The sequence below is a fragment of the Rivibacter subsaxonicus genome (assembly GCF_004217215.1).
Classification (GTDB): domain Bacteria; phylum Pseudomonadota; class Gammaproteobacteria; order Burkholderiales; family Burkholderiaceae_C; genus Rivibacter; species Rivibacter subsaxonicus.
On record NZ_SHKP01000004.1, the window covers coordinates 192,608 to 218,818 of the forward strand.

The following is a 26,211-nucleotide window of genomic DNA, read 5'->3' on the forward strand; positions in this document are numbered from 1 at the left end:
CGGAAGGGGGTGTTGCCGATGAAGTACCGGACCCGGATCTACTACACGGTCGAGCAGAAATGCCCGAGCTCATCATGGGATCTGGCGCAAGCAGGGGCGGCCAATCGGCCGCCCCTTTTCAAACGCATCGCGTCGCTGCAGTCGCCCGCATTCGTCTCCTATGGCTCTTCTGTTGCGCACAGTGCTTGCGCCAGTGACTGATGCGGAACGGAGCTGGCGAGCTGGTGAAGGTGCACCAACGCGACCTTGACTGCTCGCGGCGTCGACTCGAGATCGGCTGCCGGCAACGGCCCGAGGCTGCGATCACGGCTTATGGCGTCTAGGCCACGGTGCAACCATTCATCGGCCTGCTGTTCAGCAAGCGTCTCGATCGGCTCGATCTGTCCGAGGCCGATCAGAACTTCATAGAGCGACAGCCCCAGAAACTTTGCGAAGCGCCGTGCTACTGGAGCGCTCACGTGCTTGATCGGGCTGGTGCCGCTGCGCAACTTGCCGAAGTGCGTCGCCGTGATGCCGATGTGCGTTGGCAGTTCGTGCCGTGCCAAGCCCCTGCGCTCAATCTCCGCCCGGACTGCGGCGAGGATGTAGCCGCCAGGTCGCCCAATCTCTGCAGTGCTCAAGTGTGCGGCCCACGGCAGCACGCAGTTTGATCTCATCAACGTTCCTACTAGGCAGGTCGGATTGACCTCCCACGTGTAGGGACGCCGGTCAGCAAAGTGCACCGTTCTCCGAGCGCACGATGGCGTGCCTGCTGGGAAGCGCCATCCGCCGTAGCGGGAGTACCAATGCAGCGGCGGTGCCAGCAGACTAACCGGCCACTTCAACTAGCTGCCCGAGCACGCCTCGCCCCGGAGCCAGAGGCCAGCTCGATCAGCAGCCCACGCCATGAACCCCATCCCGTTCGACCCGTTCCCCTTCGCACCTGGCCCCGGTCCGACCGACGAGCCGGCGTTGACTTCGACCGGCGTCTGGATCGAGGAAGTGGCTGTCGTCCGGACGCCGACCGGCGCTCGGCTGCGCTGGCAGTTCTCGATCGCCGGGCCGACGTTCGTCTACCTGATCGCGATCGCGTACTTATGGCCCGATGGAAAGGGCGTGTCGGTTGCCGCCTGCGGAAGACACTTTCTGATGCGCCGACGTTTCGAGTTCGCGTTCCCGCCGGACGTGACCGTCGGCCCGACCGACTCGGCTCGCGTGCTCAACAACGCGCTGCTGGCGGGTTTGCGCCGCGCCGGCCTGGTCGACGCCGAAATGCAGTTGGGGGCGGCGCCAGCGGAGTTCGCCGACTGGCATGCGACCGTCTCAACCGTCGATTGACTCGTTCGGACGACTCGTCCAGACGATCCACGTCCGGACGACGTCCAGCCGTCGTTCGAACGACGCCTCGAAGGTCTAGGCATTCAATTGGAAGACTTCACGATGAATATTCAGATCGCCAACGACCCACCTCGAGTACTGCCGCCTTGTCGCGCCTCAGGAGACGCTCGTCCAGCCGACGGACGAAGCGGACCTCCTCGTCCTGGCGGGAGACATCGGCTTCGACACGGCCGTTGCGCGGCTGTTCGACGACTGGCCATGCCCGGTCGTCGCCGTCTCGGGCAATCACGAGCTCTACGGCACAGAGTTCCATCAATCGATGGCGCGGCAGCGCCAGTTGGCGTAAGGGCGGCTGCACTTTCTTGACAACAGCGCAGTTAGCTTCGGCATCGTCCGCGTCCTGGGTTGCACGCTGTGGACCGACTACCGAGTGGACGAGCCTCGTATTCCGCAGTCGCTGGCGATGGTCAACGCCCGGATGATGCTGAACGATCATCGACTCATTCGTCTGGACGACCGACTGTTCGAGCCGGATGACGCACTCGCGCTGCACGCGGGCTCTGTCGCGTGGCTGGAAGCGAAGCTGGATGAGCCGTGGGACGGCAAGACGCTGGTGGTTCCGCACCATGCGCCCAGCCGGGCGTCGATTCATGAGAGCTTTGCGGACTCGGACGTGAATGGCGCCTTCGGCAACGACCTGGAGCGTCTGGTCGAGCGGGCCGACGTCTGGGTGCACGGGCATATGCACAACTCGTCTGACTATCGGGTAGGCAAGTGCCGGGTGGTCTGCAACCCGGCTGGGTACTGCTACAGCGTGCGCGAGTCACGGCGGACGGGACGATTCGACCTCGAGAACGCGTCGTTCAACCCAGTGTTGGTCATCGACGCCTGAATCGCCCGGGCGAAGGCACTCCGTCCTTGTCGGACAGACCGACATCCGCCTTGGCGGACGAGGTCGGGTCCTTGCCCTACGGGCGATGTTGCGCCAGGCGTTCTGTTGCCAGGTCTCGAACCAGACGCAGTGCGGTCAGGGACGTCTCGTCGAGATCGTCGGCACAGGCATTGAGTGCCGCCGCAAAGTCGATCGAGAAGGACCGCAGCGAGCTGATGCCAGTCGGTTTCGCAGCGCGTGCACGCTGGGCTTGTTGATGAGCACTCAGCAGTGAGTTGATCTGATGAAGCTCGGCATCGCGCAACTTCGGCGCAAGTTCCGCCGGCACGCTCGTGGCGTCGAGAGCAACGACGCCAACCGTCTGCTCGCGTGGCGTGTCGGCCGAACGGCTCGGGTCATTGAGGCGAACGAGCGCAATGTGGGTCTTCTTGAATCGCAGGTACACGGGAAGGGCTCCTATGAGTAGAGCCCTGTGTAGACATCACTAATTCGAACTTGATGACCTGAACTTCATCTAGATCGGTGATGTCATCGGGTGCGAGTGGAACTGCGTCGCTCCAAAGCCGGATGCCCGCCCGCGGCCGAAACTCGTCCGGACGAGCGGACGAGCGGACGAGCGGACGAGCGGACTAGCATGCTCGTAGTGGGGTGCCTCATACAATCGTTCGAGGGGCCGGAAGCTTAAGCCTGGTACAAGCACCCGACTCATAATCGGGCGACAGTGGGTTCGAATCCCACCCGGCCTACCAACGGGTCGTCCTGCCCATACGAGCGTCGTCGAGCCGTCGTCTGGACGAGCTTCGTTAGCTCTGTCTTGCGACCATGCGTGCTCTGTATTGACACTGTCGAACAGTCGCTCCCGGTCAAAATTCCCGAAAGCGCGGCTGCTCTGTCGTCCGGTCGACATGACGAATCCGAACCGACGCTTACACTGGCTCGATAAGTGCAATAGTCGGGGGAGATGCTCGCTTCAGACGAGCAGTCAAGCATGAGCGACCAGTTCTTTGACAAGCCGATTTTCAGATCGCCTTGTCGGTACCCACCCCAAACTGGGCTCTCAAGGACACCGGGCATCCAACTCAGCAGTTCATTGAGTCGCGTCGTCCGGCAGATTTCTTCGCGCGGATCCCAGCCCCGGCACGTCAGGCGCTGCGGCGCAGTCGGCCTTGTTGCTTAAACCGGCCGCGACAGCCTTCGAATGCTGCAGCCCAACGACCCGCATTGCCACGACGCGAGTCGTGGACCAGTGGCCGGCGATTTGCTGGCCGATCTGGAACAACTCCAACTCCATGGAGGGAACACGTGACCGATGGATCACCGACAGAAGCGCTTAGGGGCAGGGACTGAACTTGATGGAGGCCCCATCAAAACTGTCAATCACTCGACGCATTCGAGACATCGGTACAGCGGCTGAGCGATGTGAATGCGATGCTTCGACCTTGGTAGGCACTGTCCTGCGCCTCTGGTGCAAGACGGCATTCCCTGCGCTGTCAAAGCCCGCATTACCTTACTCGAAGGCGCTTGCCTTGCAGGCCGAGGTCACAAGCTTCGTGGCCATTCTTGGCCGGCTGACGCTTCTCGATGCGACGTACTGGCTGAGCTCGTCGTACGCCATGCTCGTCGACGATGACCATCGGAGGAGTCTCGCGATGTTCTTCACGCCGGCCTCGCTGACCGAGGGCCTGCTCGATGACCTTGCCGAGCAGGGCGTCGACTTCGGCAGCCAGTCCTTCATGGACCCGGCCTGCGGCGGCGCGGCTTTCCTGGCGCCCATCGCCTTGCGGATGCGAACGGCGCTGACGGCGCGGGGTTTCACGGCGCTGAAGGTGCTTAGGCACATCGAGAACCACCTCTACGGCTGCGACCTGGACAAGACGCTATGCGAGTTATCCAAGCACTTCCTGTGCATGGCCCTGCACGAGGAGATCCAGAAGACAGGCTACGTCCCGCGATTCAACGTCCGCGCGGCCAACTCCCTCACTAGTCTGGCCGCCTGCCTCGGTACCGTGGACGTCGTTGTCTGCAATCCGCCGTACCGCAAGATGACCGCTGGGGAGCTGGAGCCGTCGCGCGACACGTACGCGGACGTTATCGAGGCCCAGCCGAACCTTTACTGTCTCTTCATCGCTCTCTGCGTCCGCTTGCTTCGGGTGGGAGGACGAGCCGCACTGGTCACCCCGACCAGTTTTCTTTCCGGGCAGTACTTCGGGCGGCTGCGCAAGTTCCTCATCCGCAATACAGACATCGAACACATCGGCATGGTCAGCGACCGTCAGGGTGTGTTCATCGACGTCGAACAAGAGACGGCGATGACGGTGCTGCGGCGCCGCGCCGAGGAGGACCGCACGCAGGTCCGGGCCAACGTCTCTGTAGTCTCGGGTACCGGTCAGTACACAAGCGTCGGTGAGTGCACCCTGCCCAACGCCGGCGCTGTGTGGCCCATCCCGCGCTCTGTCGAAGACGTGGCCCTCCTCAAGACGGCCACCCTCTCGCGGTTCCGGCTGTCCGACTATGGCTACCGCGTGCGCATCGGGGCATACGTCTGGAATCGCGACAAGCGGCCCAAGTTCGAGTCGCTCCAGGACGCCCGTAAGGTCAAGGCGTACACGGCGATGCCGCTCATGTGGTCGCGGGACATCGTCCCGGGCGGCATCGTCAGGCTGGAGGACACCTCTGCCTACGACGGTGAGCATCGCTTCGTCGACCTGGGCGACAAGGAGCACACGTCCGTGGTCACGTCGCCATGCGTGGTCTTGCAGCGAGTGACGTCCAACAACCAGCCGCGGCGCCTTGTGGCGGCCGCCGTGTCGCCGGGCGTCTTCGAGACGTATGGCGGGTTCATTGGCGAGAACCATGTCGTCATCATCGAAGCGGTCAGCGACAAGCCTGCGCTACCGCCCACCAAGATGGCAAAGCTCCTGAGTGCGCACGCGGTCGACCGCTGCTTCCGATGCATCTCGGGCGCCACCAACGTCTCGGCGTTTGAGCTCAATCAGCTCGCGCTTCCCGACCCGCGGGCGCTTCGTGCGGCCATCGTCAATGGTGGGTCCATGGACGAAGCAGTGCGCCGGGCGTTCGGACTGGTTTCCGAGGGTTAACTAAACAAAGCAAACATAGGTCGGACTTTTTAATGCCTCAGTTCAAATCACTGGCAGCGCGCCAGGCAGACCAAGCGAAGGCCCGCGAGAAGGAAGCCGAACGGGCTCGCAGGTACGCCACTAAGCCCGTGGGAGGGAAGCAGTCGTCGGCCAAGCCACGCGGAGTGCCGACACCCCCTCCCCAGCCGCCCGCGCCGGTGCGTCCACAGCGGCCGTGGGCGCAGATCCGCACCGGCAATGCCCACTTGACCTACCAATCACGGACAACCAACGAGGCAGCGGCTGCGCAGCCATGGACCAAAGAGCTCGTGAGCACGGTGCTCGCGGCCGCCGACCAGGGTGGTGTGACGCTGTGCCTGGTTTGGCCGGCGAAGGTCACGGCGCTGCCGTTGCTGCATGCGCTTGCCAACGTCGAGCGCGTTTTCGCCAGGGATCTCCGCGGCGTCCGCACCTTGCTCTATCCGGGCACGCATGCCTGCCGCGCGCCGCTGCACAGCGTGCTCGCCAACCGCGAGGCTTTGAGCGCTTTCTACCGGACCTTGTGGGTGCAGCAGCCGAGCGGCGCATTCGGGGCGGAGTCGTGCACTTCATCGCCGGCGTTCCTCGGCGCCTTATGGGCGCTGAACGACCTTACACAGCACACGCCCGCGGCTCCAAACCCCTCTCTCGCAGAGCTCGTTCCGACGTTTGTCTTTGACCCCGCCAAGCGAGCCTGGGTTACGACGACCTCCAACCCCCTGGAACGCACCCTCGCAAAGGTCGGACGCCTGGCGCTTCGCCGCGACCTCCGTCAGAGGGTCAGCCTCGAGTGGGACATCCCCGACAAGGCACCAGGCGCCCTTATGGTGATGCACCACACGGCGAAGAAGGAGTCGTGGCGGACAGCCTTGGCTGCCCAGACCTTGAAGGGCCAGGGTCGTCCGGAAGTCTTGCTGCTGGACGCAACGGACGCCGCGAGGCGCACGAACTTCGCCGCGGTCCAGCGAATCCCCGACTTCTTGATGTTTACACGAGAGCACGGCTTGTCCGACACGGGTGCAGTCATCGTGACGGACGACCCGAAGACCTTCTTCATCTTGCGGTCGCAGATTCGCGATTCCGTGAGCACGATCTCAACGAGGGTCTGGGCCGCCGAATCCGAGGAGGTGCTGCTCTCGGCACACCCGGTAGCTCCCGATTGGCAGCCCGCTCAGCGCAGCAACTCGAACTTCAGCGTGAGCATCGTCGACCGGGACGCGTCCCAGCTTGCGCTGGCGTTCCAACGTCTGACGTCGGCGGCCGGCAACGAGGAGAGCCCGGTCTACCAGGCACTGCTCGAGGCCTGCATGTACATCCTGCGGCTGTCCAACATGCCGGCGGGATACACCGACCTCACAGCGACGTCGGCAGAGGCCGGCGAAGGCGACTACAGCAGCCAGCAGAACGCCTGGACACCTGTAAAGCTCAAACTCGCCGCAGCGCTCGACTCGGGCTCGTTGAACCCGGTGCGCGACTCCGTTGAACGAGCAATCGCGCGAGCCGAGAAGCTTCTCGACGACTGGAACGATGCCACGCCAATGGCATCTCGCATGCTGGCCGAAGTTCGCAAGCACGCAGTTGCCGGCCGACAAGGCATCTCGCTGGTACTGCCGAGCAACCGGTACGTGCTGCTGGCGCATCGGTTTCTGCAGCGGAAGCTGGGGGCGGATTGGGTCGCCGCCGAAGCGCGTATCGAGTGGCACACGCTCTCCGCCGTGGGCAAGACGCTCTCTGGCGACCGAAAAGGCAAGCACTTCACCTTTGTCGGCATCAATCCAGACGCGCTTCGCATACTGGTGACGCATCCGGAAGTGCCGCACGGAACCGCCGTGCTGGTGGCCTATCGGCAGGCCGAATCCACGCTCACTACGCTCACCAGCATGAAGGACTTGGACGCGTTCAAGGCCTACCGCGGGCGCATCGGTCTGCTGGCCCAGGAGCTGGAGCGGCGCCTTGCGGAGGTGCCGAACCCGCTGGTCATCAGCAAGCTCCGTGAGATGCCCCTCACGTTCAAGTTTGACGGCAACGGCCACAACGGCCAGATCGGCGAGCAGGCGTACTACAAGTTTGAGCTGGAAGGTGGCGGCCGGGCATATGCCTCTGGCTGGGTGTATCGCCACGTGCCCGACGAAGATCCTCCGTTCCGCCGTGCGGCCGCAAGCGCTATCCAGCCTGGCGACTTCGTCTTCGACATGAGCGACGAGCTGCGCGCCAAGCTGGAGTCGTCATTACAGCTGAACAGTGAAGGGGTCAGCTCCGTGGTGGACCCGGTGCGCATGCTGCTCAAGCTGTACCACGACGATGTTCAAAGGCGCTGCGCGTTGATGTTCAAGTCCACGAAGCGGTCGGCGCTGGCGCGAGAGATTCACGCGCGGATGGTCGAGCTGGACCCGAAGGCCGCGGACTGCCGGCCGGGCCGGGTGTACTACTGGTTGGCCCTGCAGGCAAAGGACGACACGCGGCCCCACGCTTCCAAGGACTCCAAGTACTTCAATGTCTTCTGCAAGGCCTTGGGCATCAGCGACGAGGCGGCTGAGCAGCACTGGGGCTTCGTGCGCAATGCGCGGCGACTGAACCAGTACCTGGGGCGGGAGCTGGTCGCCCGATACGCCGAAATTCTGTTCCAGCCCGAGAGCGCCGCGATATACCGCAAGGTGCCCGAAGAGGTAATCCGGCAACTGCAGCAGGAGGCGTTGCACTGCGTCTATCGAGTCGAACGAGTGGTGCCGCCCCCGGCGCGTGTGACCACAACCAAGAAGGGAGAGACAAGTGCCCATCCTCAGTAGGAATCCCCGCGACATCCATCCGGCCTACAAAGAGGCCGTTGTCGACAGCTTGATCAACGGACTGTCGGCACGGCTCGCCGGCCGAGGTGACTTCTACAAGGTCATCTACGGGGCTAAGCCGAGCTCAGCGTTGATGTCGGAGTTCATCGTACCGATGCCGCCCGAGGAGCGCGGCGGCGACGAGGAGGCGGACCCCATCCGCATCAGTGCACATGGCATGGACTTCCAGGTTCGCTCGGCTGCCACAGGCACCAAGCTGGGCGTGTCGTTGACCGGCGCCGTGTACGTCCGCATTCTGCCGACCGAGGACGATGTGAAGCCTGGGGGACGGCTGGAAGCCACGTTCCCCTTGACGCGAGAGGCTCGCGCCGACATCCGTGGCAAGGTCAAGGATGCGCTAGGCAAGCTCGTCACTGAGCTGCCAGGCGGCAAGACGCACCCGGAGTGGGCCGCGAAGAGCTATGACGCCCGCAAGGCAGTGTACGAGTCGATAGGCCTGCCGTTCGACAACCGTCTGGACCGTGCGCCGGTGGAGGGAGATGCGGAGACCGATGGCGCCGAAAGTGGCAGCGACGAAGGCGGCGAGGAAGGTGAGTCCCGCCCGGTCCAGGAGGTTGCCGTCGGCCTGACCACCCCTGACAGCTTGGCTGAAGACATTCCTCCCCCGCCGAAGTGGCTCCGGCTCGAGCTCACCATGCCCTCCTTCGAGTTCACGCCGACCACAGCCGGCGCTGACGCAAACAAGGCAACTGATGCGCTGAACGAGGTCATCGCCAAGCAGCTCGCGGACTGGGCGGCTAGCTCCGACCCAGCAACAGGCGGAAAGATGTGGGGGTACCGGCGAACGCGAGTCCGGCCATCCGATGTGCGGGACTGGAAGCGCTATCTGGAACGGGTACGCGCCTCGAGCCTCGCAATCATCGTGCCCCAGATTGAGTTGCGTTGGGTCGTTCAGGCGGTGCCGGACCCGGTCGACGAGACCCGTATGACTGTCCACGTGGCGCTCGAAAACTGGACAGCTCCGCTCACGAAGACCAACTTCAAGGAGCTGGAGCCATCGCTCTTCCAGGTCTCGGTGACCACGGCGGTGCCGGCGGCTGATCACCAGTTCCTGCGCCTAGACCGCGTCAAGCCGTCCTATCGGTACAACGAGTACCTCAGATACCCGGCGCTGGGGTTCAACGGTGGCATCACCCTGACTGTCGATGGCGCACTGCACCGTCTGTCCACGACTTGGGCGCCGCGCTACGTGCTGCCCCGCATCATCCCGACCGATGGTGCCGTGGTAAGCAACATCGAAAAGCTGTCGCAACCCGACTGCCTGGCCGGCCTAGAGCCGCTCGTCACCGCCTACGAGGCATGGCTGACCAAGGTCGAGCGGCGTCCGGTGGACCTGGGCCTCGACGGACCGAATGCGGCAGTGCAGCGGGCGGCCGAGAAGGAGAAGCTGTACCTGGACCTCGCGGCGTGGCGCCGTGAGCTGGGTGCCATCCGCTGCGGTCTTGACATCCTGGAGAAGTCCCGCGCGAATTGGAGCGGACCTGGTGTGCAAAAGTCGCCGCTAGGTATGCCGTTCGAAGCCTGGGTGTCGATGAACGCCGCTATGGCCAAGGTGGGCAAGTCAAAGGGCTATGAAGAGTGGCGACTGTTCCAGCTTGCCTTCATCCTGGCGTCCATTCCGGCTTTCGCGACGCGCATTCCGGAGTTCCACAGCTACTACACGCCCGAGGTCGCCAAGCACGCCAACGCCGTGACGCTGCTGTACTTCTCGACCGGCGGCGGCAAGTCCGAGGCGTTCCTGGGCCTGCTGGCATTCGTGCTCTTCCTCGACCGTCTGCGGGGAAAGCACCGAGGCGTGTCGGCCCTGATGCGCTACCCGTTGCGCCTGCTCACCCTGCAGCAAGCGCGCCGTACCTTCGCGACGATGGGCGCTGCCGAGGAGGTCCGACACACGCGCGGGCATACCGGCGAGCCGTTCTCGCTCGGGTTCTGGGTTGGAGGCAGCAACACGCCAAACTGGCATTCCGAGGACGGCTACACCGAAGTGCCCGGCGACGATGAAGTCGCCCCGAGTGCGGAGGCCAAGCACAAGGATGTCCAGCCCTACAAGAGCGCGCGCGAGCGCTGGCTGAAGCTGTCCTCGTGCCCGTTCTGTGGCAACAAGGACGGCAGCCTCTTGGCGCTGCGCCGTCAATCAGGCACGGGTGCCAACGGGATGGGGCACTACTGCACGGCCCCGAAGGACAAGTGCTCCTGGAACGCCCGGTTCGCCAAGCCCACGCCGCTGCCCTTCTACATAGTCGATGAGGACATCTACGACCTAGCTCCGTCCGTCCTCCTGGGCACGGTCGACAAGCTCGCCGCCATTGGTCAGTCGCAGGGCACCATCCGCAAGTTCTTCGGAATGTTTGGGTTTGCGCCGCTAGTCGAGACCGGCAGCGAGCGCCTGTACGTACCGATGAAGCCCAAGGACTGGGATGGTCACCCGGGCGCTGGCACACGCGCGCTGTTCCCCGCGTTCGCTTCAGGCGAAAAGAGGTTCTTCGACCCGTTTCCGGCCCTGCTGATCCAGGACGAGGCCCACTTGCTGGACGAGTCCCTGGGGACGTTCTCGGGTCTGTTCGAATCTGCACTGGAAGCGGCGCTCGACCAACTCTCGCCGCTGTTGAAGGGCCATCTCTCGTACGAGCCCGAGTCGACGGTCCGTCGAAAAATCAAGGTCATTGCCGCGTCGGCCACGGTCAGCGAGCCGCAGCGGCAGATGCGCAACCTCTACCAGCGCGACAACACGGTCCAGTTCCCGTATCCGGGGCCCACGCTCTATGACTCGTTCTACGCAACGCCCCTCCAGCCCGACGCTACGTCTGACGACATCGAGCGCGCGGCCATTCCTGCGGGTGACGTGGAGCTGCGCAGCCACTGGGCGCGCGTCTACGCCTCGGTCCTGACCAACGGACACCGCCATACCGTGGCCATGGCCTCAGTTCTGGGCCACTACCACGCGATGCTCACCGGCCTGTACGAGCGCCTGCGCAGCGAGGACCCGACCAAGGAAGAGGCCGCCCGCAACGAACTGATTCGGTGGGTGTCTCCTGGGCCGCTGCGGGCTCAGTTCGTCCGGCTCCTGGCGAGCGCGGATGCCGCGACATTGCTGACGCTGGTGGACCTGCACCGCATCGCCCTGACCTACGTAACGAACAAGAAAGGTGGCGACCAGGTCATCGATACCGAAAAGGTTCAGTTCGAGAAGCTTCACCAGGCCGAGGGTTACGCTGACCAGGCCCTGAGCTCGGAACTCATCTCGGGAGCGGTATCCGCCGCTGACATCCAGGACATTGTCCGGCGGGCCGAGACCCGCGTTGGGGTCAACAAGCCCTTCCCGGAACTGAACGACACCCTCAGGTCGGTCATTGCCACCTCCGCCATCTCGCACGGCGTCGACGTGGAGGAGTTCAACGCGATGTTCTTCGCGGGCATCCCGTCGGACATCGCGGAGTACATCCAGGCCTCGTCACGGGTGGGCCGAACGCACGTCGGCTTCTCGCTGCTGGTGCCCGTGCCGCAGCGGTATCGCGACCGGTTTGTGCTCGAGATTCACGACATCTTCCACCGATTCCTGGAGCGAATGATTCTGCCGGCGGCCGTGGACCGCTGGGCGGAGAAGGCGCTGGTGCGGGTGATGCCGAGCTTCTTCCAGGAGTATGTGTGCGGCATGAACGCCATCGAGCGCCTGTGCGCGGCGGATGACGACAAGAAGCGCAACAGCCCCACCTTTGCCATGGCGCCCGACGTGCGCGACTTCCTGGCCGTTCCAGCCCACATGAAGGCCACTGAGGCGTTCATGGAGAAGGCGCTCGGGCTCTCTTTCTCGCCGTCGCCTGAAGGGAAGAACTACTACCGCTCGCTGCTCAAGAGCCAGCTCACCCACTACCAGCAGGACCTGGGTGTCGACCGCCTGGTGAACAGCACTCGCCTGGTTCAGTTTTTTGCTGCGCGCAACAGCCTCCTGCGGCCAATGACATCGCTGCGCGACGTAGACCAGCCTGGCCTTATCTACGAGTCGGGTGCCGATGCGTCGTACAAGCGCGTGGGAGACGGAATGACAGCGCGGGCGATGACCTTCATTCGGCGAGGCTCCGGCGCCGACATCGATTCGACCGATAGCGCGACAGAAGCGCGGAGCTGAGGGAGAAACGAGATGGCAAAAGCCAAAACGATGAACCGATCGCGCAACCAGCTCGCGACGGCCTACGCCCCAGAGAGCTTTTTCACCTTCGAAGGCGGAATGGGGGCTTGCATTGCCCGCTCTTCGGCCGGCGAGCCAGTCCAGCTCTCGGAGTCCACCATCGACTTGGTGTTCGAGCGGATGAACGAACTGGGGCGTGCCTGGTTCAGCACCGCCTCGTCCGCGCGTGATGGCGACCCGACGAAGCCGCGCATCCTGCCGGCGCAGTGCGTCGACCAGGTGCTGCTTGACCCGACGAGGTCGGAGTTCCAGCTGCCGGGGCAGGACCGCTTCTATCTGTGCCGGCCCTCGCACATGGAGTACACGCCGGCGCCGCTGACGTTTGTGTGCCGGACCTGTGGAATGTTCCAGGACTACGAGACCCTCTCAGAGCTGGATAAGAATCTCGAGAACCTGACGCCCGACCGCTGCCCCAATCCTAAGAAGAAGGGTCAGTGCGACTGGGAGCAGCTCGATGTCGTCTTCGTGCATTGGTCCGGTCACTGGGAGGCAGCATTTCCGGGCCAATGGCACTGGAGCGACCGCGATGCCAAGGTCGTCAAGCGCCGCGACAACTGCGTCTGCGGAAGCTACCTGTTCAGGTTGAATCGGCGCACTGCCGGCATCGGCGATTGGTTCTTCGAGTGCGCCGCCTGCGACAAGCCGCTGTCACCGAAATGGCTGCAGAACGACCGCGACACCTTGCGCATTCTCGGACCGGCGATGGGACCGGACCGACTGACCGAAGTGCGGATGCAGGCGACGCCCTATCGCGCGTCGAGCGCGTACTACGTCAAGTCCGACCTGTTCATCGATTTCAAGGATGGCAGCCAGCAGTTGCTGACTCGGCTGCGTCCTGGACGGGAAGCAGAACTCAAAGACTTCGTGGCCAAGCAGTATGGCTTTGCCGCGCAGCCCATCACGGATGAGGACGTGCAGAAGTCCTGCAAGGGCAAGCCGGAGTGCGTCAAGGACCTGGCGGACTACCTGGCCGCTGTGGAGCAGATTCGCACGCTCGAGGGCTTCGCCGAGCCGATGCGCACTACGCTCAAGGGTGCCATCGAGATGGCCTATACCAGCCGGCAGCGAATCTTGGAGGACCTTCGCCGGCGACAGATTCTGCTGCCCAAGGTGGAGCTTCCGGTAGCTGTCGTCTCGAATCTTCAGAACAGGCAGTCGGCGTTCGCGTCCAAGTTCGACCCTTTCCGCCTGGCCGTCGAACATGCGGCGCTCAAGAGCACGCGCTTGGACGTGGAGACGCGGACCAACGGGAAGAAGCCGTATGTGTCCTTCACCCGGCTGGACGAAGACCTTGCGCCAGAAGACAAGGACAAGACGGACCAGGTGCAAAGCGCCACGCGTGCCTTGCTAGACAAGCTCGGTCTGGAAGACATGGGCCTCATCCGGGAGTTCGACCTGTGTCGGTTCAGCTTCGGCTACTCGCGCATGGAGTCGACGCCCATCCTGCGGGACAAACGGGGCATGGACATGCCGGTTCGCCTCAACCTGTTTCCGCCGGTGAAGCAAAACGACAGCTATCGGTTTCCCGTCTACGTGGTGCAGCAGGGTAATGAGGCTATCTATGTGCGGCTCAAGGAAGAACTCGTTCTCGAATGGCTGCGCACCTTGAAGTGCCCGGACATGTTCACCCTGAACGGGGGCGAGAAGATTGGCGCCGGCCTGCTGGGTGCGGCTCAGCCGATGAGTCCGTTCCTGGACACCCTGCCTGAGACCACGACGCCCCCGGTCTACTACTACCTGTACACCCTGCTCCACAGCTACTCGCACCTGCTGATGAAGCACTTGTCGGAGTACTCCGGCCTGGACCTAGGCTCGCTCGGCGAGTACATCTTCCCGGCTGACCTCGCCTTCGTGGTCTATCGCAACGGCACGACGATGGACCTGGGCAACCTGTCTGCACTCTGGCGCAATTCCGGCCCGGCGATGCTGACCGCAATGCTCAGCTCCAAGGCGACGCAATGCGGTACCGGTTCACTTTGTACAGAGCGCGGCGGCGCCTGCCCTGACTGCGTGATGATGCCGGAGACATCGTGCATTGCCGGCAACAAGCTGCTCTCGCGGTCGGTTCTGCGGTCCATCGGGGGCAGGCCTCGTCTCGATAAGCGGGGCACGCCGATTCGCGGCTATCTCGACACGGTCAAGCCGTAGGTGTTCCGCGATGGCGACCCAGAGGTTGACCGCGTTCGAGCAGACCGTCATCGCCGGCATGGCTGAGAAGGCCGGGCTCGCCGCGACGCTGCTGGAGGCCTGGGTAGAGCTGCCCGCCGGCTCGGTGCAGTCAGCCCGCTCGCTCATCGACGCAGCGCAACTGAACGTGACCGAAGAAGGTGCGACTCAGGGGCTGCTCGAGCGCTCAGCTCGCTTGGGGCTCGTGGAGTCGACGCCCGCGGGATTCAGGCCACGCAATGGAGCGCACGAGCGATTCCCGCGCCTAGCCTTCGCCCTCCATGCCGTGGAGCACTACCGGTCGTCCGTGCATCGCGACGCAACTGTGGCGCAGGTGGTGCTCACCAGACCGCCGCGGCCCAGCGTGTTGGAGCAGAAGCTCTCGGCATTGGGATGGCGAACTGCCGAACTCGAGGCCACTGAGCACGCTTTCCACGGCATGGTGCGAGCGGCCCGGCGACGTGTGGTTGTCATGACGCCGTTCTTTGACAGCACGGGCGCCGCCTGGCTGCAGCAGCTGCTGTCGTACGCGTCGCCGGGCGTCGACCGCACCCTGATTCTTCGTAGCCTGGAAGACAACACGCGGAAGGACTACCCGTTCGGATTCGACGCCATCTCTCCGTGGATCAAGGCGCAGGGTGTGCGGGTCTTCAACTACTCGATTCCGCGCATGGACGGCGGGCGCGAGACCTTCCATGCGAAGGCGGTGCTGTGCGACAGGAGCGCAGCCTACCTCGGCTCGTCGAACGTGACGGCCGCCTCGCTGGAACACTCGATGGAGATGGGCGTGGTGCTGGAGGGGCGAGCAGCGACCGGCGTGGCCGAGGTCGTCGATGCGGTCCTGGCGGCCGCAACGCCGTGGATGTAGGCCTCGCCTCGAACGCGATGGCTGCGTACTGTCGGCCGTGGCGTCCGTAGCGGTGCTGGTGTCCGGCGTACGACGCTGCTGACCAGAGCCGGTGCGGTGGTCCAGCAAAGGATGTTGTCCTTCGAGGTGGCCGGTTCCCGATTCTCCCGCTGACAAGCTTTCGCCGGTCTTGATGAAACTCGAACGTTATGACTCAAACTTCTCTGGCGACTATGGCACTCCCGTCTCACGGCTATATCGCTTGCCGACGCTGCCTCCCAGGAACGGACGCACAGTGGGAGTTCAGCAACTCTGACGGTTCACGGTGGTGCCTCGAAAATTCTCCTGCTGCCTTCGGCGCAACAAGCCCTGGCGTGCTGGTTCTTGGGTTCTCGAAGGGAGTAAACCAGTCGAAGGCTGGTCTGGCGTTTGATGGCATCGCATTCAATGGCATGCGAAAGCAGCTCGCCGCTATTCTCCAGTCGCTGCGCCTCTTGGCTCGCCCTATCGATGACTGCATCAGAGTAGGTGAGCAACGCCTTGGTTTCGGGTCCCTTATCCGGTGCAGTGTTGCCCAATGGGACCCGCAAAAGGAAAAGTACTCGAAGTCCGGCAATGCCATCCTGCAGAAGTTCGCTAAAGGCGACCTCACGGCCCAGGTCGCGAAGAACTGCGTGGAAAGATTCCTGCGTGACCTTCCGGACCGCACCAAGCTTGTCGTTCTGTTGGGCAACGAGGCTCGCTACATCGAGTTCTGCAGGGAGCAAGTAGGGCGCGCCCGAGGCGAAGCCCGGGCCGTCAATGCTGTCAGCTACGACAGCATGGGGGTCCGCTTCGTCCACGTGATCCACGCCAAGGCTCAAGGGGCGCTTGTCCCGGACTGGCTCGCCGGCCGCAACTCCCAGCAAGAGAAGCGTCGCCTCGCAGTCGAAGCCGTGGACGCGCAACTAGCCGGTCATCCCTACTTGCAGGAAGCGGTGTGAGCTCACGTCCACGAGCCATCGATGACGAACGGCCCATCATTGAGGTTCGTAGTGGCCGGAGGAAATATGTCGGCCAGTGAAGGACACTGCCTGTCATGCTGCCCCTGCGCCTCGAATCTCCAGACGCCCTGCCCGCCGGGTTGGCCTCGCGCCTAGTCGCGCACAGAGCCCTTTTCCGAATGCACGAGTTCTTGGACTCGGTCCTGGAGCACACGGCCGTCCGCGCGATTGCGGACGAGCTCGAGGCGCACCTGAGCCAGCAGCGCATCCACGGCTACCACAGCACGAAGGAACCCGTGCCTGGGTTCTTCGTCGCGCGTGGCCTGCGTCCGACGGACGTGGAGACGCATCAGGCCGAGTTTCTCGCCGCTTTTGGGGACCGGTTTACCGAGACCGAACTGGCGGAGATGAAGGTTGCGTGGCATGAGTACTTCGTGCAAGGTGGGCAGCGTCGCCATCGAAACGGCCTGGTGTGGGCCTGCCTGTCGCGGTCGCTAGCGAAGACGTCGGGAACGGAGACGTTCTACCGATACTTCGGCGGTGAGGCTGTCTTCATGCCGCTGAAGAACGACTCATCCGTGGCCGCCAAGCTGGAGGCCATTGGACAGCCCGTGGTCGTTGAGGTCTCGCTACCCGGCGCTGTGCTGGAGGCCCAACACCCGATGGCGATGGCTGTGCTTAGCCACTATCACCGAACCATCCGCCCGGATGCACACCTCTACGAGTCCGAAGCGCGGCTGCGCCAGGCCGTGCCGGCGGCGGATGTCATCCGCGTGACGCAGCTGCACGAATTCCAGCCGTGACCTCCGCGTAGGGGCAGCATTGAGCATTACCCGCTAGCTTTGGCCGGGCGGGAAACAAGGGGCGCTGCGGACCGCGCTCGACGGTTTGCCGATAGTCCGCTGCGATTCGGCGGCGCGATGCCGCCGCCCGTACTGCTACTTCTTCGTATCGTTAGTCGCCGACGCATGCCCGACTTCAAACAGGTCCTTCAGCGTCCACTGTCGCTTCGCGCCGGACGTCCACCAGCCTCGACGTTTGGCCTCTGCTTCGGCCTTCGCATCCTGTGTTGCCAGGGCGTCCAAGACCATTGAACCGCCGGTCCAGAGAACGTGGCGGAACAGCCTGGGCGCGTGCTCGCTCGCCCACAGGAACTCGACTTCCTTCTGACTTTCCTTGGGCACCATCATTACAGTGCGCAAGTACCGCGGCAGGTCTCCCTTGGGAAGGCTCCGGGCAAAGGTCTCAAGGTTCGAGTTGATGTTCTCCACCCGGTGGGCAAATCGATTGCGCACTTCGGCCAGGATCGCGAATGAGCTTGCCTCAACTGGCTTGAGCGCTTCCAGTCCGACCGCCAAGTCGAGCTTTCCCGTGCGCCCAACCAAGTTCAGGCGGTCGCAGTGCTCCCGCATGACATCGTTCTGAAGCTTCGCCGCAATCACGGCGCCGAGTGCGGCCTCCAGCAGCACGACCAGCTTGATGGCGAACTCCCAGTCCGACCCATTCTCGAGCAGCGACTGGTAGTAACCGTGAGGCACGCCGAGCTTGCCCTCGATTCGCGCAAGCCGGGCAAGCTCGTCGGCCTTCAGGTGTTCGACAGCCTTGGCGTGCTCGTCGGGCGTGGGCTTGGCGGATTCATCGGCCATTTCGAATGGTCTCTGCTGTATTGAGAGCCATTGTGGCGCGCCCGTCTGGGAGCAATGAGAGTGTGGCCCCTTTTGGAGCCACTCGTTGCCTGCTCTCGGGTGCATGGCCCCGGGCTAGAGCACGAACACACACTCGCCATTCATAGAAAGAGAGAGGGGACGGGGAAGCCGCCCCTCTCGCGAATGATGAATGAACTAGTCCCACCTCAAGGGAAGGGAACGGGGAAACCGTCCCCCTCCGCTCAAGCCCGTCCATCTGATCTTCGGCGCTGCCGCGTTCCCCACGCGGGTGGGGATGAACCGCTCAGCACGCGGCCCGCGGCTGAAGCAGGAGAGGGTGGGGTACGAGTAAGTCACCAGGGCCGTTATGCGTGTGTCTCTTCAATGATCTGAGCTCGATTGCGCGACTTTCGCGTTCTTATCGCAGCGTGGCGCTGATCCATGCGCACACTGTCGGAATCGTGTGCAAAACCGTTGCACACACAGGACGTGTGCAGCTTGATGTGCAAGCATTGACCATGTTAAGCTGTTGATTCATAACGGATTAAGTCCTAAAAAGTCGAAGTTATAGGACTCATAATCCTTTGGTCGCTGGTTCGAGCCCAGCACGGCCTACCACCGCGTTCCGACCCGTTGCCGCCGCAGCTTGCTGCGTACCCGCAAGGAGATCCGCATGGCCCGCTATGTCGATGGTTTCGTCGTGCCGGTGCCGACGAAGAACCTGGACGCGTACCGCCGCATGTCGCGCAAGTGCGGCAGGATCTGGATGGAGTACGGCGCGCTCGAGTACGTCGAGTGCGTGGCCGACGACGTCAAGCCGGGCAAGCTCACCTCGTTCCCGCAGGCGGTCAAGCTCAAGGCCGACGAGGTGGTGGTGTTCTCGTGGATCGTCTACAAGTCGCGCCGCCAGCGCGACAGCGTCAACGCAAAGGTGATGAGCGATCCGCGCCTGGCCAGCATGATGGACCCGAAGGCCGCGCCCTTCGACGCCAAGCGCATGTTCTGGGGCGGCTTCAAGGGCCTCGTCGAGATGTAGTCGCCGCGGCGCCCGGCAGCCTGCCTCTCAGGCGGCAAGACCCGGTTCGACGGCGGCAATGCGCGCCGCGTGAATCGCCTCGCCGACCGCCGGACCGCTCTTGCCGAGTTCCATCTGCGCGGCCGCGATCGACGCGGTGTCGACCGACTGCGCCGCCACCAGCGCCGCCTTCAGGCGCGCCGCCTGCGGGTAGGCGCTGGCCTCGTAGCCGAGTCGCCCGCGCGCATCGCACTCGCAGGCCAGCAGCACCTCGTCGAAGCGCTTCGGCTTGCGAAAGGCGTCGCAGCGTTCGAGCAGGCGCACGGTCGCGGCGGCGCCGAACTCGGCGCTGCGATGCACGTTGCCATGTTCGCGCGCCACGACCTCGGCCAGTTCGCGGCAGTCGGTCGGCACTCGCAGGCGCTCGCTCATCGATCGCACCAGCCTGACGCTGCGTTCCTCGTGGCCGATGTGGCGCGGCAGCACCTCGGCCGGCGTGGTGCCCTTGCCGAGATCGTGGCCGAGGCAGGCGAAGCGCACCGTCAGCGGCGCCTGCAGGCGCGCGCTCATGTCGAGCACCATCATCAGGTGCACGCCGGTGTCGACCTCGGGGTGGTAGTCGGCGCGTTGCGGCACGCCCCAGAGCCGGTCGACCTCGGGCAGCAGCCGCGCCAGCGCGCCGCACTCGCGCAGCAGCTCGAACATGCGCGAGGGCATCGCTTCCATCAGGCCGCGCGCGAGTTCCTGCCAGACGCGCTCGGCAACCAGCGCGTCGACCTCGCCGTCCTCGACCATCGTGCGCATCAGCGCCATCGTCTCCGGTGCCACCGAGAACTCGGTGAAGCGCGCCGCGAAGCGCGCCACGCGCAGGATGCGCACCGGGTCTTCGGCAAAGGCCGGTGACACATGGCGCAGCAGCTTCTGCTCGATGTCGCGCCGGCCGCCGTGGGGGTCGACCAGGCGGCCGTCGGCAGCGCGCGCGATGGCGTTGATGGTGAGGTCGCGCCGGGCCAGGTCGTCCTCGAGCGTGACCTCGGGTGCGGCGTGGAACACGAAGCCGTGATAGCCGCGTCCGCTCTTGCGCTCGGTGCGCGCGAGCGCCACTTCCTCGCGCGTCTGCGGGTGCAGGAAGACCGGAAAGTCGCGCCCGACCGGCGTGTAGCCGGCGTCGAGCAACTGCTGCGGCGTGGCGCCGACGACGACCCAGTCGCGGTCGTTGACCGCGCGGCCGAGCAGGGCGTCGCGCACCGCGCCACCGACTTCGTAGAGTTCCATGGCGCCAGTGTAGGAGGCGCCGCGTCCGGCTCAGGCCGGCAGTGGCGCGCTGCGGTAGGGCTCGTCGACGGCGACGAAGTCGTGCTCGGCCAGCGCCCCGGCGATCCATTCGGCCACCGCCGGATGCGCCAGCACGCGCCCGGCGTAGGCCGCGGCGGCCGGCGGCAGCGGCAGCGCGTAGGTCTTGAGGCGGCTGCAGACCGGCGCATACATCGCGTCGGCGATGCAAAAGCGCGCGCCGAACAGCCAGGGCCCGCCATGCTGCTCGAGCTGCTGTTCCCACATCGAGCCGATGCGCTGCAGGTCGGCCACCACGCCGGGCTCGGTGGCCAGCAGGCGCGCGCCGACCTCGGGCAGCGCGGCCTCGATGTTCATCGGGCAGTGGTTGCGCAGCGTCGTGAAGCCCGAGTGCATCTCGGCGCAGATGCTGCGGGCGCGCGCGCGCGCCGCCGCATCGACCGGCCACAGCGCGAGCTGCGGATGCATCTCGGCGAGCGTCTCGGCGATGGCCAGCGTGTCCCAGATCGCGAGGCCGGTGTCGGTGACCAGCACCGGCACGCGGCCGGCCGGGCTCAGCGTGGCGACCTGGCGCTTGAACTCGCCGTCGGTCTCGAAGCCGTTGCCGAAACGCAGCTTGCGCTCGTCGAAGGCAATGCCGGCCGCACGCATCAGCACCCAGGGCCGCATCGACCACGAGGAGTAGTTCTTGTTGCCGATCACCAGTTGCATCTCGCTGTTCCTTCGCGGCGCCGCGGCCGCCCGTGGCGCGATGCTAGGCGAGCACGCCTGCGCCAGGGTTGAGGATCGCGCATCGCAGTGATGCGCGCGCCGGGCTCGCTCAGCCGCGCCGGGCGGCGGCGCGGTAGGCGTCGAGCTCGGTGCTGCCGAGCGCGCCGAGGTAGCCCGGCCCCACCGCCTCGAGCGCGGTGGCGCGGATGCCGAGCCGCTCCAGCCCTGGCAGATCGCCGCTGGCCACGTTGGGCACCTTCATCGAGGCCAGGTTGTCGGCGCTCATCAGTGGCTCGCCCGGCAACAGCGAGAGCAGTCCGGCTTCGAGCCGGGCCAGTGCGTCGGGCAGCGGCATCACCGGCCGTGCCTTGCCGGCCCAGCCGCCGGCCAGCCGCACCAGTTCGGCCAGCCGGTAGACCTTGGGGCCGGCGCACTCGATGGTCTGGCCGATGGTGGAGGGGTCGTCCAGGCAGGCGAGGATCGCGCGTGCGACGTCTTCCACCCAGACCGGCTGGAAGGCGGCATCGGCGCCGGCCAGCGGCATTAGCGGGAAGGACTTCTGCAGGCTCGCAAACAGGTTCAGGAAGCGGTCGCCCGCACCGAAGATCACCGAGGGCCTCAGCAGCGTCAGATCGAGCCCGGCCTCGCGCAGCACCGCCTCGCCGGCGGCCTTGCTGCGCAGGTAGTTCGACGGTGCCTGTGGACCGACGCCGAGCGCGCTCAGATGCATCACGCGCCGCACGCCGGTCTGCACGCACGCCTGTGCCAGCGTGCGCGGCAGCGCCACGTGCGTGCGCTCGAACTCGGCCGCGCTGCCGTGCAGGATCGCGACCAGGTTGACTACCGCGTCGCAGCCGGCCAGCAGGCGCTCCAGCGCGGCCGGGTCGTGCACGTCGGCCTGCACCAGTTGCACCCCGGGCAGGCTGGCCAGCGCCTTGTGGCGCGGCGGGCGACGGCTCGGCACCACGATCTGGGTGTCGCCGCCGCCGGCACGCGTCACCAGTTGCGCGGCCAGCGCGCTGCCGACGAAGCCAGTGCCGCCGAGCACCAGAAGTCTCATGGCAGCTCCTTCTCCGCCGGCGCCAGCGGCGCCACGCGCGGGCCGACCGAATCGCCGAGCCTGGCCCGCAGCGACTGCGGCTTGCCGCTCATCAGCGCTGCGTAGTCGGTGCTGTTGGACAGTACCTTCTTGACGTAGTCGCGCGTCTCGTTGAACGGGATGTTCTCGGCCCAGGCCGCGGCGTCGAGCACCGGGCCCTCGCGCCACTTGCGCGGCCGGCCCGGGCCGGCGTTGTAGGCGGCGGTGGCCAGCGGCTTGGAATCCTCGAAGCTGTCGAGCAGCAGCCGCAGGTAGCCGGTGCCCAGGCGCAGGTTCATCTCGGGATTGTCGATCTGGGCCTGGGTGTAGGACAGGCCTAGCTTGCGCGCGGTCCACTTGGCGGTGGCCGGCATGATCTGCATCAGGCCCGAGGCGCCAACGCCCGAGCGCGCGTCGGTGATGAAGCGCGACTCCTGGCGGATCAGGCCGTAGACGAAGGCCGGGTCGAGCCCGGACTCGCGCGCGTTGGCGACGACGTCCTCGCGGTAGGGCGTGGGGAAGCGCTGCGCCATGTCGACCTGCTCGCGGGTGCGTTCGCTGGTGTTGATGCAGCGATCCCAGACGCCGCGCTCGCAGGCCAGTTGCGCGGCGGCCAGCAGTTCGCGGTCGTTCATGCCGCGCAGCGAGTAGTTCCACTCGCGCACGCCCTCGTTGCGCAGGCCGATCGCGATCAGCGCCAGCGCGCGCTGCAGGCCGGCGTTATCGCTGGTGGCGCGCTTTTCCTCGGTGCTCGGCACCGGCGGGCGCGCCGGCAGCGTCAGCGGCTGGCCGAGGTCCTCGAGCGCGAGCTTGCCGTAGAAGTGCAGCGGGCTGGCGATGCTCTTGAGCAGCTCGCGCGATTGCGCCACCAGCGCCGCACTGTCCTGGCTGTCGGCGCTGAGCGCCTGCAGCGCGCGTGCCTTCCAGTAGATCCAGGTCGGATCGCGCTGCTCGGCAGCACTCATCGCGCCCACGCCCTGCACCACCTGCTGCCAGCGGCCGGCGCCATCGTTGGCGCGCAGCGCCGCGCGCACGCCCCAGGCCAGGGTCTCGTCGCTCAGCTCGGGGTCGGTGGAGCGCGCCGCCGTCTGCGCATGCTGGTAGTAGGTGCTGGCGCCGCCATCGAGCTTCTGCGCGGCCTGGCGGCCGATCCCGGCCCAGACCCAGGCGGCGGTGGTCGGCGCCAGCTTCGCGGCCCAGCGGCTGTCCATTGCATCGGCGGCGGCGGCCGGATCGCTCGCCGCCAGGCGCACCAGTGCCAGCGCCGCGAGTTGCTGCGCGGTTGCGTCCTCGGCCGAGGCGCGACGCGCGGTGCCGGCGCCCTTGCCGCCCTTCTTGCCGTTGCCACCACCGAGCGCCAGGTAGCGCTGCGGCTGGTCGTAGAGATCGCCCACCGCCGCCGCGGCGTCGGCATCGACCAGCGCCACCGCGTTGCGCGCCGCCGTCTTGCGGTTGGCCTCGATCGAGAGCCGCGCCTTGCGCCAGGCATCGGCCGGCTTGAACTGGCCGGCCTCGTAGAGCGTCTGGGCCAGCAACGTGCAGCCGTCGTCGGCCTCGCGCTGCGCGAACCAGGATTCGCGTGCCGGCGCGCGTACGTCCTCGCCGTCAAGGTGGCGCGTGAGCAGCGCGTAGCACGTGACCTCGCGGTCGTCGTTCATGCGAAAGCGCGGGAACTCGACGCGGAAGTTGGCCCAGTCGCGGCGCTTGCCGAGTTCGAGCAGCCAGTCGTTGCGCAGCCGGTCCTCGACGTAGGTGCCGGGCCAGCGCGCGTAGAAGACCTCGAGCTCGGCCTGGCCCGCCTCGGGCAGGCGGTTGCCGAGCTCCCAGTACGCGGCCCACATCGCCAGCGGATCCTGCGGGCCGAGCTGCGCAACGGCGCCGGCCAGGCGCGCGCGGTCCTTCTTGCGCAGGGCTTCGCGGGCGTCGAGCAGCGTGGCGCGGCTGGCGTCGGAGACGTTGATCGGCGCGGCGGCCGTGGGCAGCGCCAGGCAGGCGCTCAGCGCGATCGCGGCCAGCGAGGACGAGGCAAGGAGGCGGCGCAGCAACGACTTCATCTTGTTCTGGCGCAGGGGCAACAGCTGTGGGTCGAGAACACTGTAACGGAGCGCTTCGCGCAGGCCTTGTTGGAGGTCTCTACAAGTGTGCTGACCCGCAGGTAGCTGCACAAAATGAAGGCGCGCCTTCATGGGCAGGTACTTGTGGGACAGCACACTAGCTCATGAGTTCGTGCACGCGAGCCGCTCGCGCGTCCGGCTCGCCTGCTCCAGCACCCAGGCCAGGAAGTCCTCGACCTCGGGCCGCTGCACATCGGGCTCGCCGCGTGCCAGCCAGTAGGCGCAGGGCACGGCGAGCCGGCCATCGGCGCCGAAGGGCTCGACCAGGCGTCCGCTGTCGAGCGCCTCGGAAGACAGCGCCAGCCGGGCCAGCGTCACGCCCTGGCCTTCCTCGGCCGCCTGCACCTGCTGGTGGGTGAAGTTGAGGTGCAGCCAGCGCCGCGGCTCCAGCGTCGGCTCGCCGTGGCGGCTGAGCCAGTGCTGCCAGCGCAGGTAGCGCGCGCTCGGCCGTACGTCGTCCTCCTCGAGCAGGGTGTGGGCCACCAGGTCGGCGGCGCGCGCCATCGGCGGTGCGCTGCCCTGCGCGATGCGCGCCGCCAGCGCCGGGCTGATCGCCGGCGTCACGACCTCGTCGAACAGCGGCACCGTGCCGGCCGGCACCGCGCTGCTTTCGCCGAAGCGCAGCGCGACGTCGAGCTCGGTCTGGTCGAGCGCCTCGAGGCGATCGGTGGCGAGGATGCGGATGTCGATGTCGGGATGCTCGCGCTCGAAGGCCGGCAGGCGCGGGATCAGCCACAGCGAGGCGAAGGAGGCGAAGGTCGTGACGCTGACCATGCGCCGCCCGCGCGCCGAGCGGATCTCGCGCACCGTGGCATCGAGGCGCATCAGCGTCGGCCGCGCGGTCTGCAGTAGCAGCCGGCCAGCGCCGGTGAGCGCCACGTGGCGGGTGCCGCGGCTGAAGAGCTGGGCCCCGATCTCCTCCTCGAGCGACTGGATCTGGCGGCTGATCGCCGGCTGGGTGAGGCTCAGCTCCTCTGCCGCGGCGCGAAAGCTGTTGAGCCGCGCGACCGCCTCGAAGGCCCGCAGCGGGCCGATGGCCAGCGGCCGATGTCGCATCCGATTGATGTTCATCGCGTATTGATCAGGTGATGCGAAGTCATTGGACCGGGCCCCCTCCAAGAAGGAAGATTCATCTCACCAACCGCCGTTTCAGGAGCCGATGATGAGCACTCTGATGATGCACCAACCGCAACAATCCATGGCCGCTGCCGGGATGCTGTGGCATCTGGACCCGGGTCGGGCGGTGCGCCTGGCGCCGTCGGCCCAGCCGCGCTGGTTGCGCCTGGCCGGTGGTCGGCTGTGGCTGACCCGGGATCGGGCGCTGCATGTGGCCGAGCAGCGCGGACTGCCCGCCGACGAGTGGCTGCGCCCCGGCGAGGCGGTGGCGCTGGCGCCCGGCGTCTCGGTCGTGGCCGAGGGCTGGCCGAGCGCCGACTTCGAGCTGCTGGAAGCGGCGCCCCAAGCCTAGCGTGGGCCAGGGTTCGCGGCAGCCCATGCCGCGGGCCGAGCCATAGCCAAGGAGTCGACCATGAGCACCTGCGTCAATGCCCAAGCCCGGCCAGCCGCCGACTTGCATCGCGAGCCTCCGATCCTGCCGCGCCACACCCGCATCGGTTCGGCGCTGGCCAGCGCACTGATCGCCGCCGCCCTGCTGGGCGGTGTGGTGGTCGGCCTGACCATGACCGGCGACGACCCGTCGACCCTCGCCCAGGGCGAGGGCGCGGCGGGCGCCAATCCGGTTCGATTGATTGCCTAGGGCCTGTTAACGCTACCGGAGGGCTCGCGTGACCCAGGAAACAAAGGCCGTCAAGGCGCAAAGCGCAGCCGGGGTCGGCCCCCGGCGAGCTTTGCAACGCGGAGGGCCGCAGTTTCCTGGGATCACCCTTCGGGCCCGGGTCGCGCAGGCCGCCGGGCGGCGGGGGGGGGGGGGGGGGGGGCCGCGGCCCCCCCCCCCCCCCCGCCCCGCACCGAGGGCCGGGCCGGCGCCGCGGCCGCCCCCCC

Annotated in this window: 22 protein-coding genes and 2 tRNA genes; 15 read left to right on the forward strand and 9 right to left on the reverse strand. The window is 66.0% G+C overall.

Features of this window, described 5'->3' with window-relative positions:
• Positions 1 to 158: 158 nt before the first annotated feature.
• Complete coding sequence (locus EV670_RS00915) at positions 159 to 656, reverse strand: hypothetical protein (protein WP_207224971.1); 498 nt, start codon at positions 654 to 656, stop codon at positions 159 to 161.
• A gap of 229 nt (positions 657 to 885) precedes the next feature.
• Here EV670_RS00915 and EV670_RS00920 point away from each other — a divergent pair, with 229 nt between their 5' ends.
• From EV670_RS00920 to EV670_RS00930, 3 genes are all read left to right on the forward strand, one after another.
• On the forward strand, positions 886 to 1,317 hold the full coding sequence (locus EV670_RS00920; RefSeq protein ID WP_130429947.1) for a hypothetical protein: 432 nt from the start codon (positions 886 to 888) through the stop codon (positions 1,315 to 1,317).
• Positions 1,318 to 1,531: 214 nt separating this feature from the next.
• Positions 1,532 to 1,663 (forward strand): hypothetical protein, encoded by a 132-nt coding sequence (locus EV670_RS18975; RefSeq protein ID WP_423213563.1) that lies wholly within the window; start codon positions 1,532 to 1,534, stop codon positions 1,661 to 1,663.
• An 84-nt stretch (positions 1,664 to 1,747) separates the two neighbouring features.
• Positions 1,748 to 2,209 carry a metallophosphoesterase family protein gene (locus EV670_RS00930; protein ID WP_130429949.1) on the forward strand — a complete coding sequence of 154 codons (462 nt, stop codon included), beginning with the start codon at positions 1,748 to 1,750 and terminating at the stop codon, positions 2,207 to 2,209.
• A 76-nt stretch (positions 2,210 to 2,285) separates the two neighbouring features.
• Here the strand turns inward: EV670_RS00930 and EV670_RS00935 are convergent, their stop codons facing one another.
• The gene (locus EV670_RS00935) at positions 2,286 to 2,654 is read right to left on the reverse strand and encodes a hypothetical protein (RefSeq protein WP_130429950.1); all 369 of its coding nucleotides are present in this window, start codon (positions 2,652 to 2,654) and stop codon (positions 2,286 to 2,288) included.
• A gap of 225 nt (positions 2,655 to 2,879) precedes the next feature.
• Between EV670_RS00935 and EV670_RS00940 the strand changes: the two genes are divergently transcribed.
• A tRNA-Ile gene (locus EV670_RS00940) sits at positions 2,880 to 2,958 on the forward strand.
• 338 nt (positions 2,959 to 3,296) lie between these two features.
• Here EV670_RS00940 and EV670_RS00945 read toward each other — a convergent pair.
• Positions 3,297 to 3,488 (reverse strand): hypothetical protein, encoded by a 192-nt coding sequence (locus EV670_RS00945; RefSeq protein ID WP_130429951.1) that lies wholly within the window; start codon positions 3,486 to 3,488, stop codon positions 3,297 to 3,299.
• Positions 3,489 to 3,735: 247 nt separating this feature from the next.
• On the opposite strand from EV670_RS00945, the gene EV670_RS00950 reads away from it, so the two are divergent.
• The 7 genes from EV670_RS00950 to EV670_RS00980 all read left to right on the forward strand — a co-directional run bounded on the left by EV670_RS00950 (position 3,736) and on the right by EV670_RS00980 (position 17,156).
• On the forward strand, positions 3,736 to 5,307 hold the full coding sequence (locus EV670_RS00950) for an HsdM family class I SAM-dependent methyltransferase (RefSeq protein WP_242616788.1): 1,572 nt from the start codon (positions 3,736 to 3,738) through the stop codon (positions 5,305 to 5,307).
• Between the two features lie 308 nt (positions 5,308 to 5,615).
• Positions 5,616 to 8,111 (forward strand): hypothetical protein, encoded by a 2,496-nt coding sequence (locus EV670_RS00955; protein ID WP_207224972.1) that lies wholly within the window; start codon positions 5,616 to 5,618, stop codon positions 8,109 to 8,111.
• The gene (locus tag EV670_RS00960; protein WP_130429952.1) at positions 8,095 to 12,297 is read left to right on the forward strand and encodes a DEAD/DEAH box helicase; all 4,203 of its coding nucleotides are present in this window, start codon (positions 8,095 to 8,097) and stop codon (positions 12,295 to 12,297) included. The genes EV670_RS00955 and EV670_RS00960 overlap by 17 nt, the downstream gene beginning before the upstream one ends.
• Positions 12,298 to 12,309: 12 nt before the next feature.
• Positions 12,310 to 14,505, forward strand: coding sequence for a hypothetical protein (locus EV670_RS00965; RefSeq protein WP_130429953.1), 2,196 nt, complete (start codon positions 12,310 to 12,312; stop codon positions 14,503 to 14,505).
• A 10-nt stretch (positions 14,506 to 14,515) separates the two neighbouring features.
• Positions 14,516 to 15,391, forward strand: coding sequence for a phospholipase D-like domain-containing protein (locus EV670_RS00970; protein WP_130429954.1), 876 nt, complete (start codon positions 14,516 to 14,518; stop codon positions 15,389 to 15,391).
• 353 nt (positions 15,392 to 15,744) lie between these two features.
• Positions 15,745 to 16,353: a hypothetical protein gene (locus EV670_RS00975; protein ID WP_130429955.1), complete on the forward strand. Its 609-nt coding sequence runs from the start codon at positions 15,745 to 15,747 to the stop codon at positions 16,351 to 16,353.
• A 95-nt stretch (positions 16,354 to 16,448) separates the two neighbouring features.
• The gene (locus EV670_RS00980; protein ID WP_207224973.1) at positions 16,449 to 17,156 is read left to right on the forward strand and encodes a hypothetical protein; all 708 of its coding nucleotides are present in this window, start codon (positions 16,449 to 16,451) and stop codon (positions 17,154 to 17,156) included.
• Positions 17,157 to 17,291: 135 nt separating this feature from the next.
• Here EV670_RS00980 and EV670_RS00985 read toward each other — a convergent pair whose 3' ends face one another.
• The gene (locus EV670_RS00985; protein ID WP_130429957.1) at positions 17,292 to 17,999 is read right to left on the reverse strand and encodes a hypothetical protein; all 708 of its coding nucleotides are present in this window, start codon (positions 17,997 to 17,999) and stop codon (positions 17,292 to 17,294) included.
• Between the two features lie 523 nt (positions 18,000 to 18,522).
• Here EV670_RS00985 and EV670_RS00990 point away from each other — a divergent pair.
• A tRNA-Met gene (locus EV670_RS00990) sits at positions 18,523 to 18,617 on the forward strand.
• A 55-nt stretch (positions 18,618 to 18,672) separates the two neighbouring features.
• Positions 18,673 to 19,035 (forward strand): DUF1428 domain-containing protein, encoded by a 363-nt coding sequence (locus EV670_RS00995; protein WP_130430870.1) that lies wholly within the window; start codon positions 18,673 to 18,675, stop codon positions 19,033 to 19,035.
• Between the two features lie 27 nt (positions 19,036 to 19,062).
• On the opposite strand, the gene EV670_RS01000 is transcribed toward EV670_RS00995, so the two are convergent.
• The 5 genes from EV670_RS01000 to EV670_RS01020 all read right to left on the reverse strand — a co-directional run bounded on the left by EV670_RS01000 (position 19,063) and on the right by EV670_RS01020 (position 25,281).
• Complete coding sequence (locus tag EV670_RS01000) at positions 19,063 to 20,289, reverse strand: multifunctional CCA addition/repair protein (protein WP_130429958.1); 1,227 nt, start codon at positions 20,287 to 20,289, stop codon at positions 19,063 to 19,065.
• Between the two features lie 30 nt (positions 20,290 to 20,319).
• Positions 20,320 to 21,018 carry a glutathione S-transferase gene (locus tag EV670_RS01005; RefSeq protein ID WP_130429959.1) on the reverse strand — a complete coding sequence of 233 codons (699 nt, stop codon included), beginning with the start codon at positions 21,016 to 21,018 and terminating at the stop codon, positions 20,320 to 20,322.
• Positions 21,019 to 21,127: 109 nt separating this feature from the next.
• Complete coding sequence (locus EV670_RS01010) at positions 21,128 to 22,078, reverse strand: complex I NDUFA9 subunit family protein (protein ID WP_130429960.1); 951 nt, start codon at positions 22,076 to 22,078, stop codon at positions 21,128 to 21,130.
• Positions 22,075 to 24,150, reverse strand: a complete 2,076-nt coding sequence (locus EV670_RS01015; protein ID WP_130429961.1) for a lytic transglycosylase domain-containing protein — start codon at positions 24,148 to 24,150, stop codon at positions 22,075 to 22,077. Before EV670_RS01015 ends, EV670_RS01010 begins: the two co-directional genes overlap by 4 nt.
• A 162-nt stretch (positions 24,151 to 24,312) precedes the next feature.
• Positions 24,313 to 25,281 (reverse strand): LysR substrate-binding domain-containing protein, encoded by a 969-nt coding sequence (locus EV670_RS01020; protein ID WP_130429962.1) that lies wholly within the window; start codon positions 25,279 to 25,281, stop codon positions 24,313 to 24,315.
• Positions 25,282 to 25,372: 91 nt separating this feature from the next.
• Here EV670_RS01020 and EV670_RS01025 point away from each other — a divergent pair, with 91 nt between their 5' ends.
• Entirely contained in the window at positions 25,373 to 25,678 is a 306-nt protein-coding gene (locus EV670_RS01025) for a DUF2917 domain-containing protein (RefSeq protein WP_165393193.1), read from the forward strand.
• Between the two features lie 60 nt (positions 25,679 to 25,738).
• Entirely contained in the window at positions 25,739 to 25,966 is a 228-nt protein-coding gene (locus EV670_RS01030) for a hypothetical protein (protein ID WP_130429964.1), read from the forward strand.
• Positions 25,967 to 26,211: the final 245 nt, after the last annotated feature.

Bases quoted from the DNA above. Each gene is read 5' to 3' on its own strand.
- EV670_RS00915 (WP_207224971.1), bottom strand. From the start codon at position 656: ATGAGATCAAACTGCGTGCTGCCGTGGGCCGCACACTTGAGCACTGCA.
- EV670_RS00920 (WP_130429947.1), top strand. From the start codon at position 886: ATGAACCCCATCCCGTTCGACCCGTTCCCCTTCGCACCTGGCCCCGGT.
- EV670_RS00965 (WP_130429953.1), top strand. From the start codon at position 12,310: ATGGCAAAAGCCAAAACGATGAACCGATCGCGCAACCAGCTCGCGACG.
- EV670_RS00970 (WP_130429954.1), top strand. From the start codon at position 14,516: ATGGCGACCCAGAGGTTGACCGCGTTCGAGCAGACCGTCATCGCCGGC.
- EV670_RS00980 (WP_207224973.1), top strand. From the start codon at position 16,449: ATGCTGCCCCTGCGCCTCGAATCTCCAGACGCCCTGCCCGCCGGGTTG.
- EV670_RS00985 (WP_130429957.1), bottom strand. From the start codon at position 17,999: ATGGCCGATGAATCCGCCAAGCCCACGCCCGACGAGCACGCCAAGGCT.
- EV670_RS00995 (WP_130430870.1), top strand. From the start codon at position 18,673: ATGGCCCGCTATGTCGATGGTTTCGTCGTGCCGGTGCCGACGAAGAAC.
- EV670_RS01000 (WP_130429958.1), bottom strand. From the start codon at position 20,289: ATGGAACTCTACGAAGTCGGTGGCGCGGTGCGCGACGCCCTGCTCGGC.
- EV670_RS01005 (WP_130429959.1), bottom strand. From the start codon at position 21,018: ATGCAACTGGTGATCGGCAACAAGAACTACTCCTCGTGGTCGATGCGG.
- EV670_RS01010 (WP_130429960.1), bottom strand. From the start codon at position 22,078: ATGAGACTTCTGGTGCTCGGCGGCACTGGCTTCGTCGGCAGCGCGCTG.
- EV670_RS01015 (WP_130429961.1), bottom strand. From the start codon at position 24,150: ATGAAGTCGTTGCTGCGCCGCCTCCTTGCCTCGTCCTCGCTGGCCGCG.
- EV670_RS01020 (WP_130429962.1), bottom strand. From the start codon at position 25,281: ATGAACATCAATCGGATGCGACATCGGCCGCTGGCCATCGGCCCGCTG.
- EV670_RS01025 (WP_165393193.1), top strand. From the start codon at position 25,373: ATGAGCACTCTGATGATGCACCAACCGCAACAATCCATGGCCGCTGCC.
- EV670_RS01030 (WP_130429964.1), top strand. From the start codon at position 25,739: ATGAGCACCTGCGTCAATGCCCAAGCCCGGCCAGCCGCCGACTTGCAT.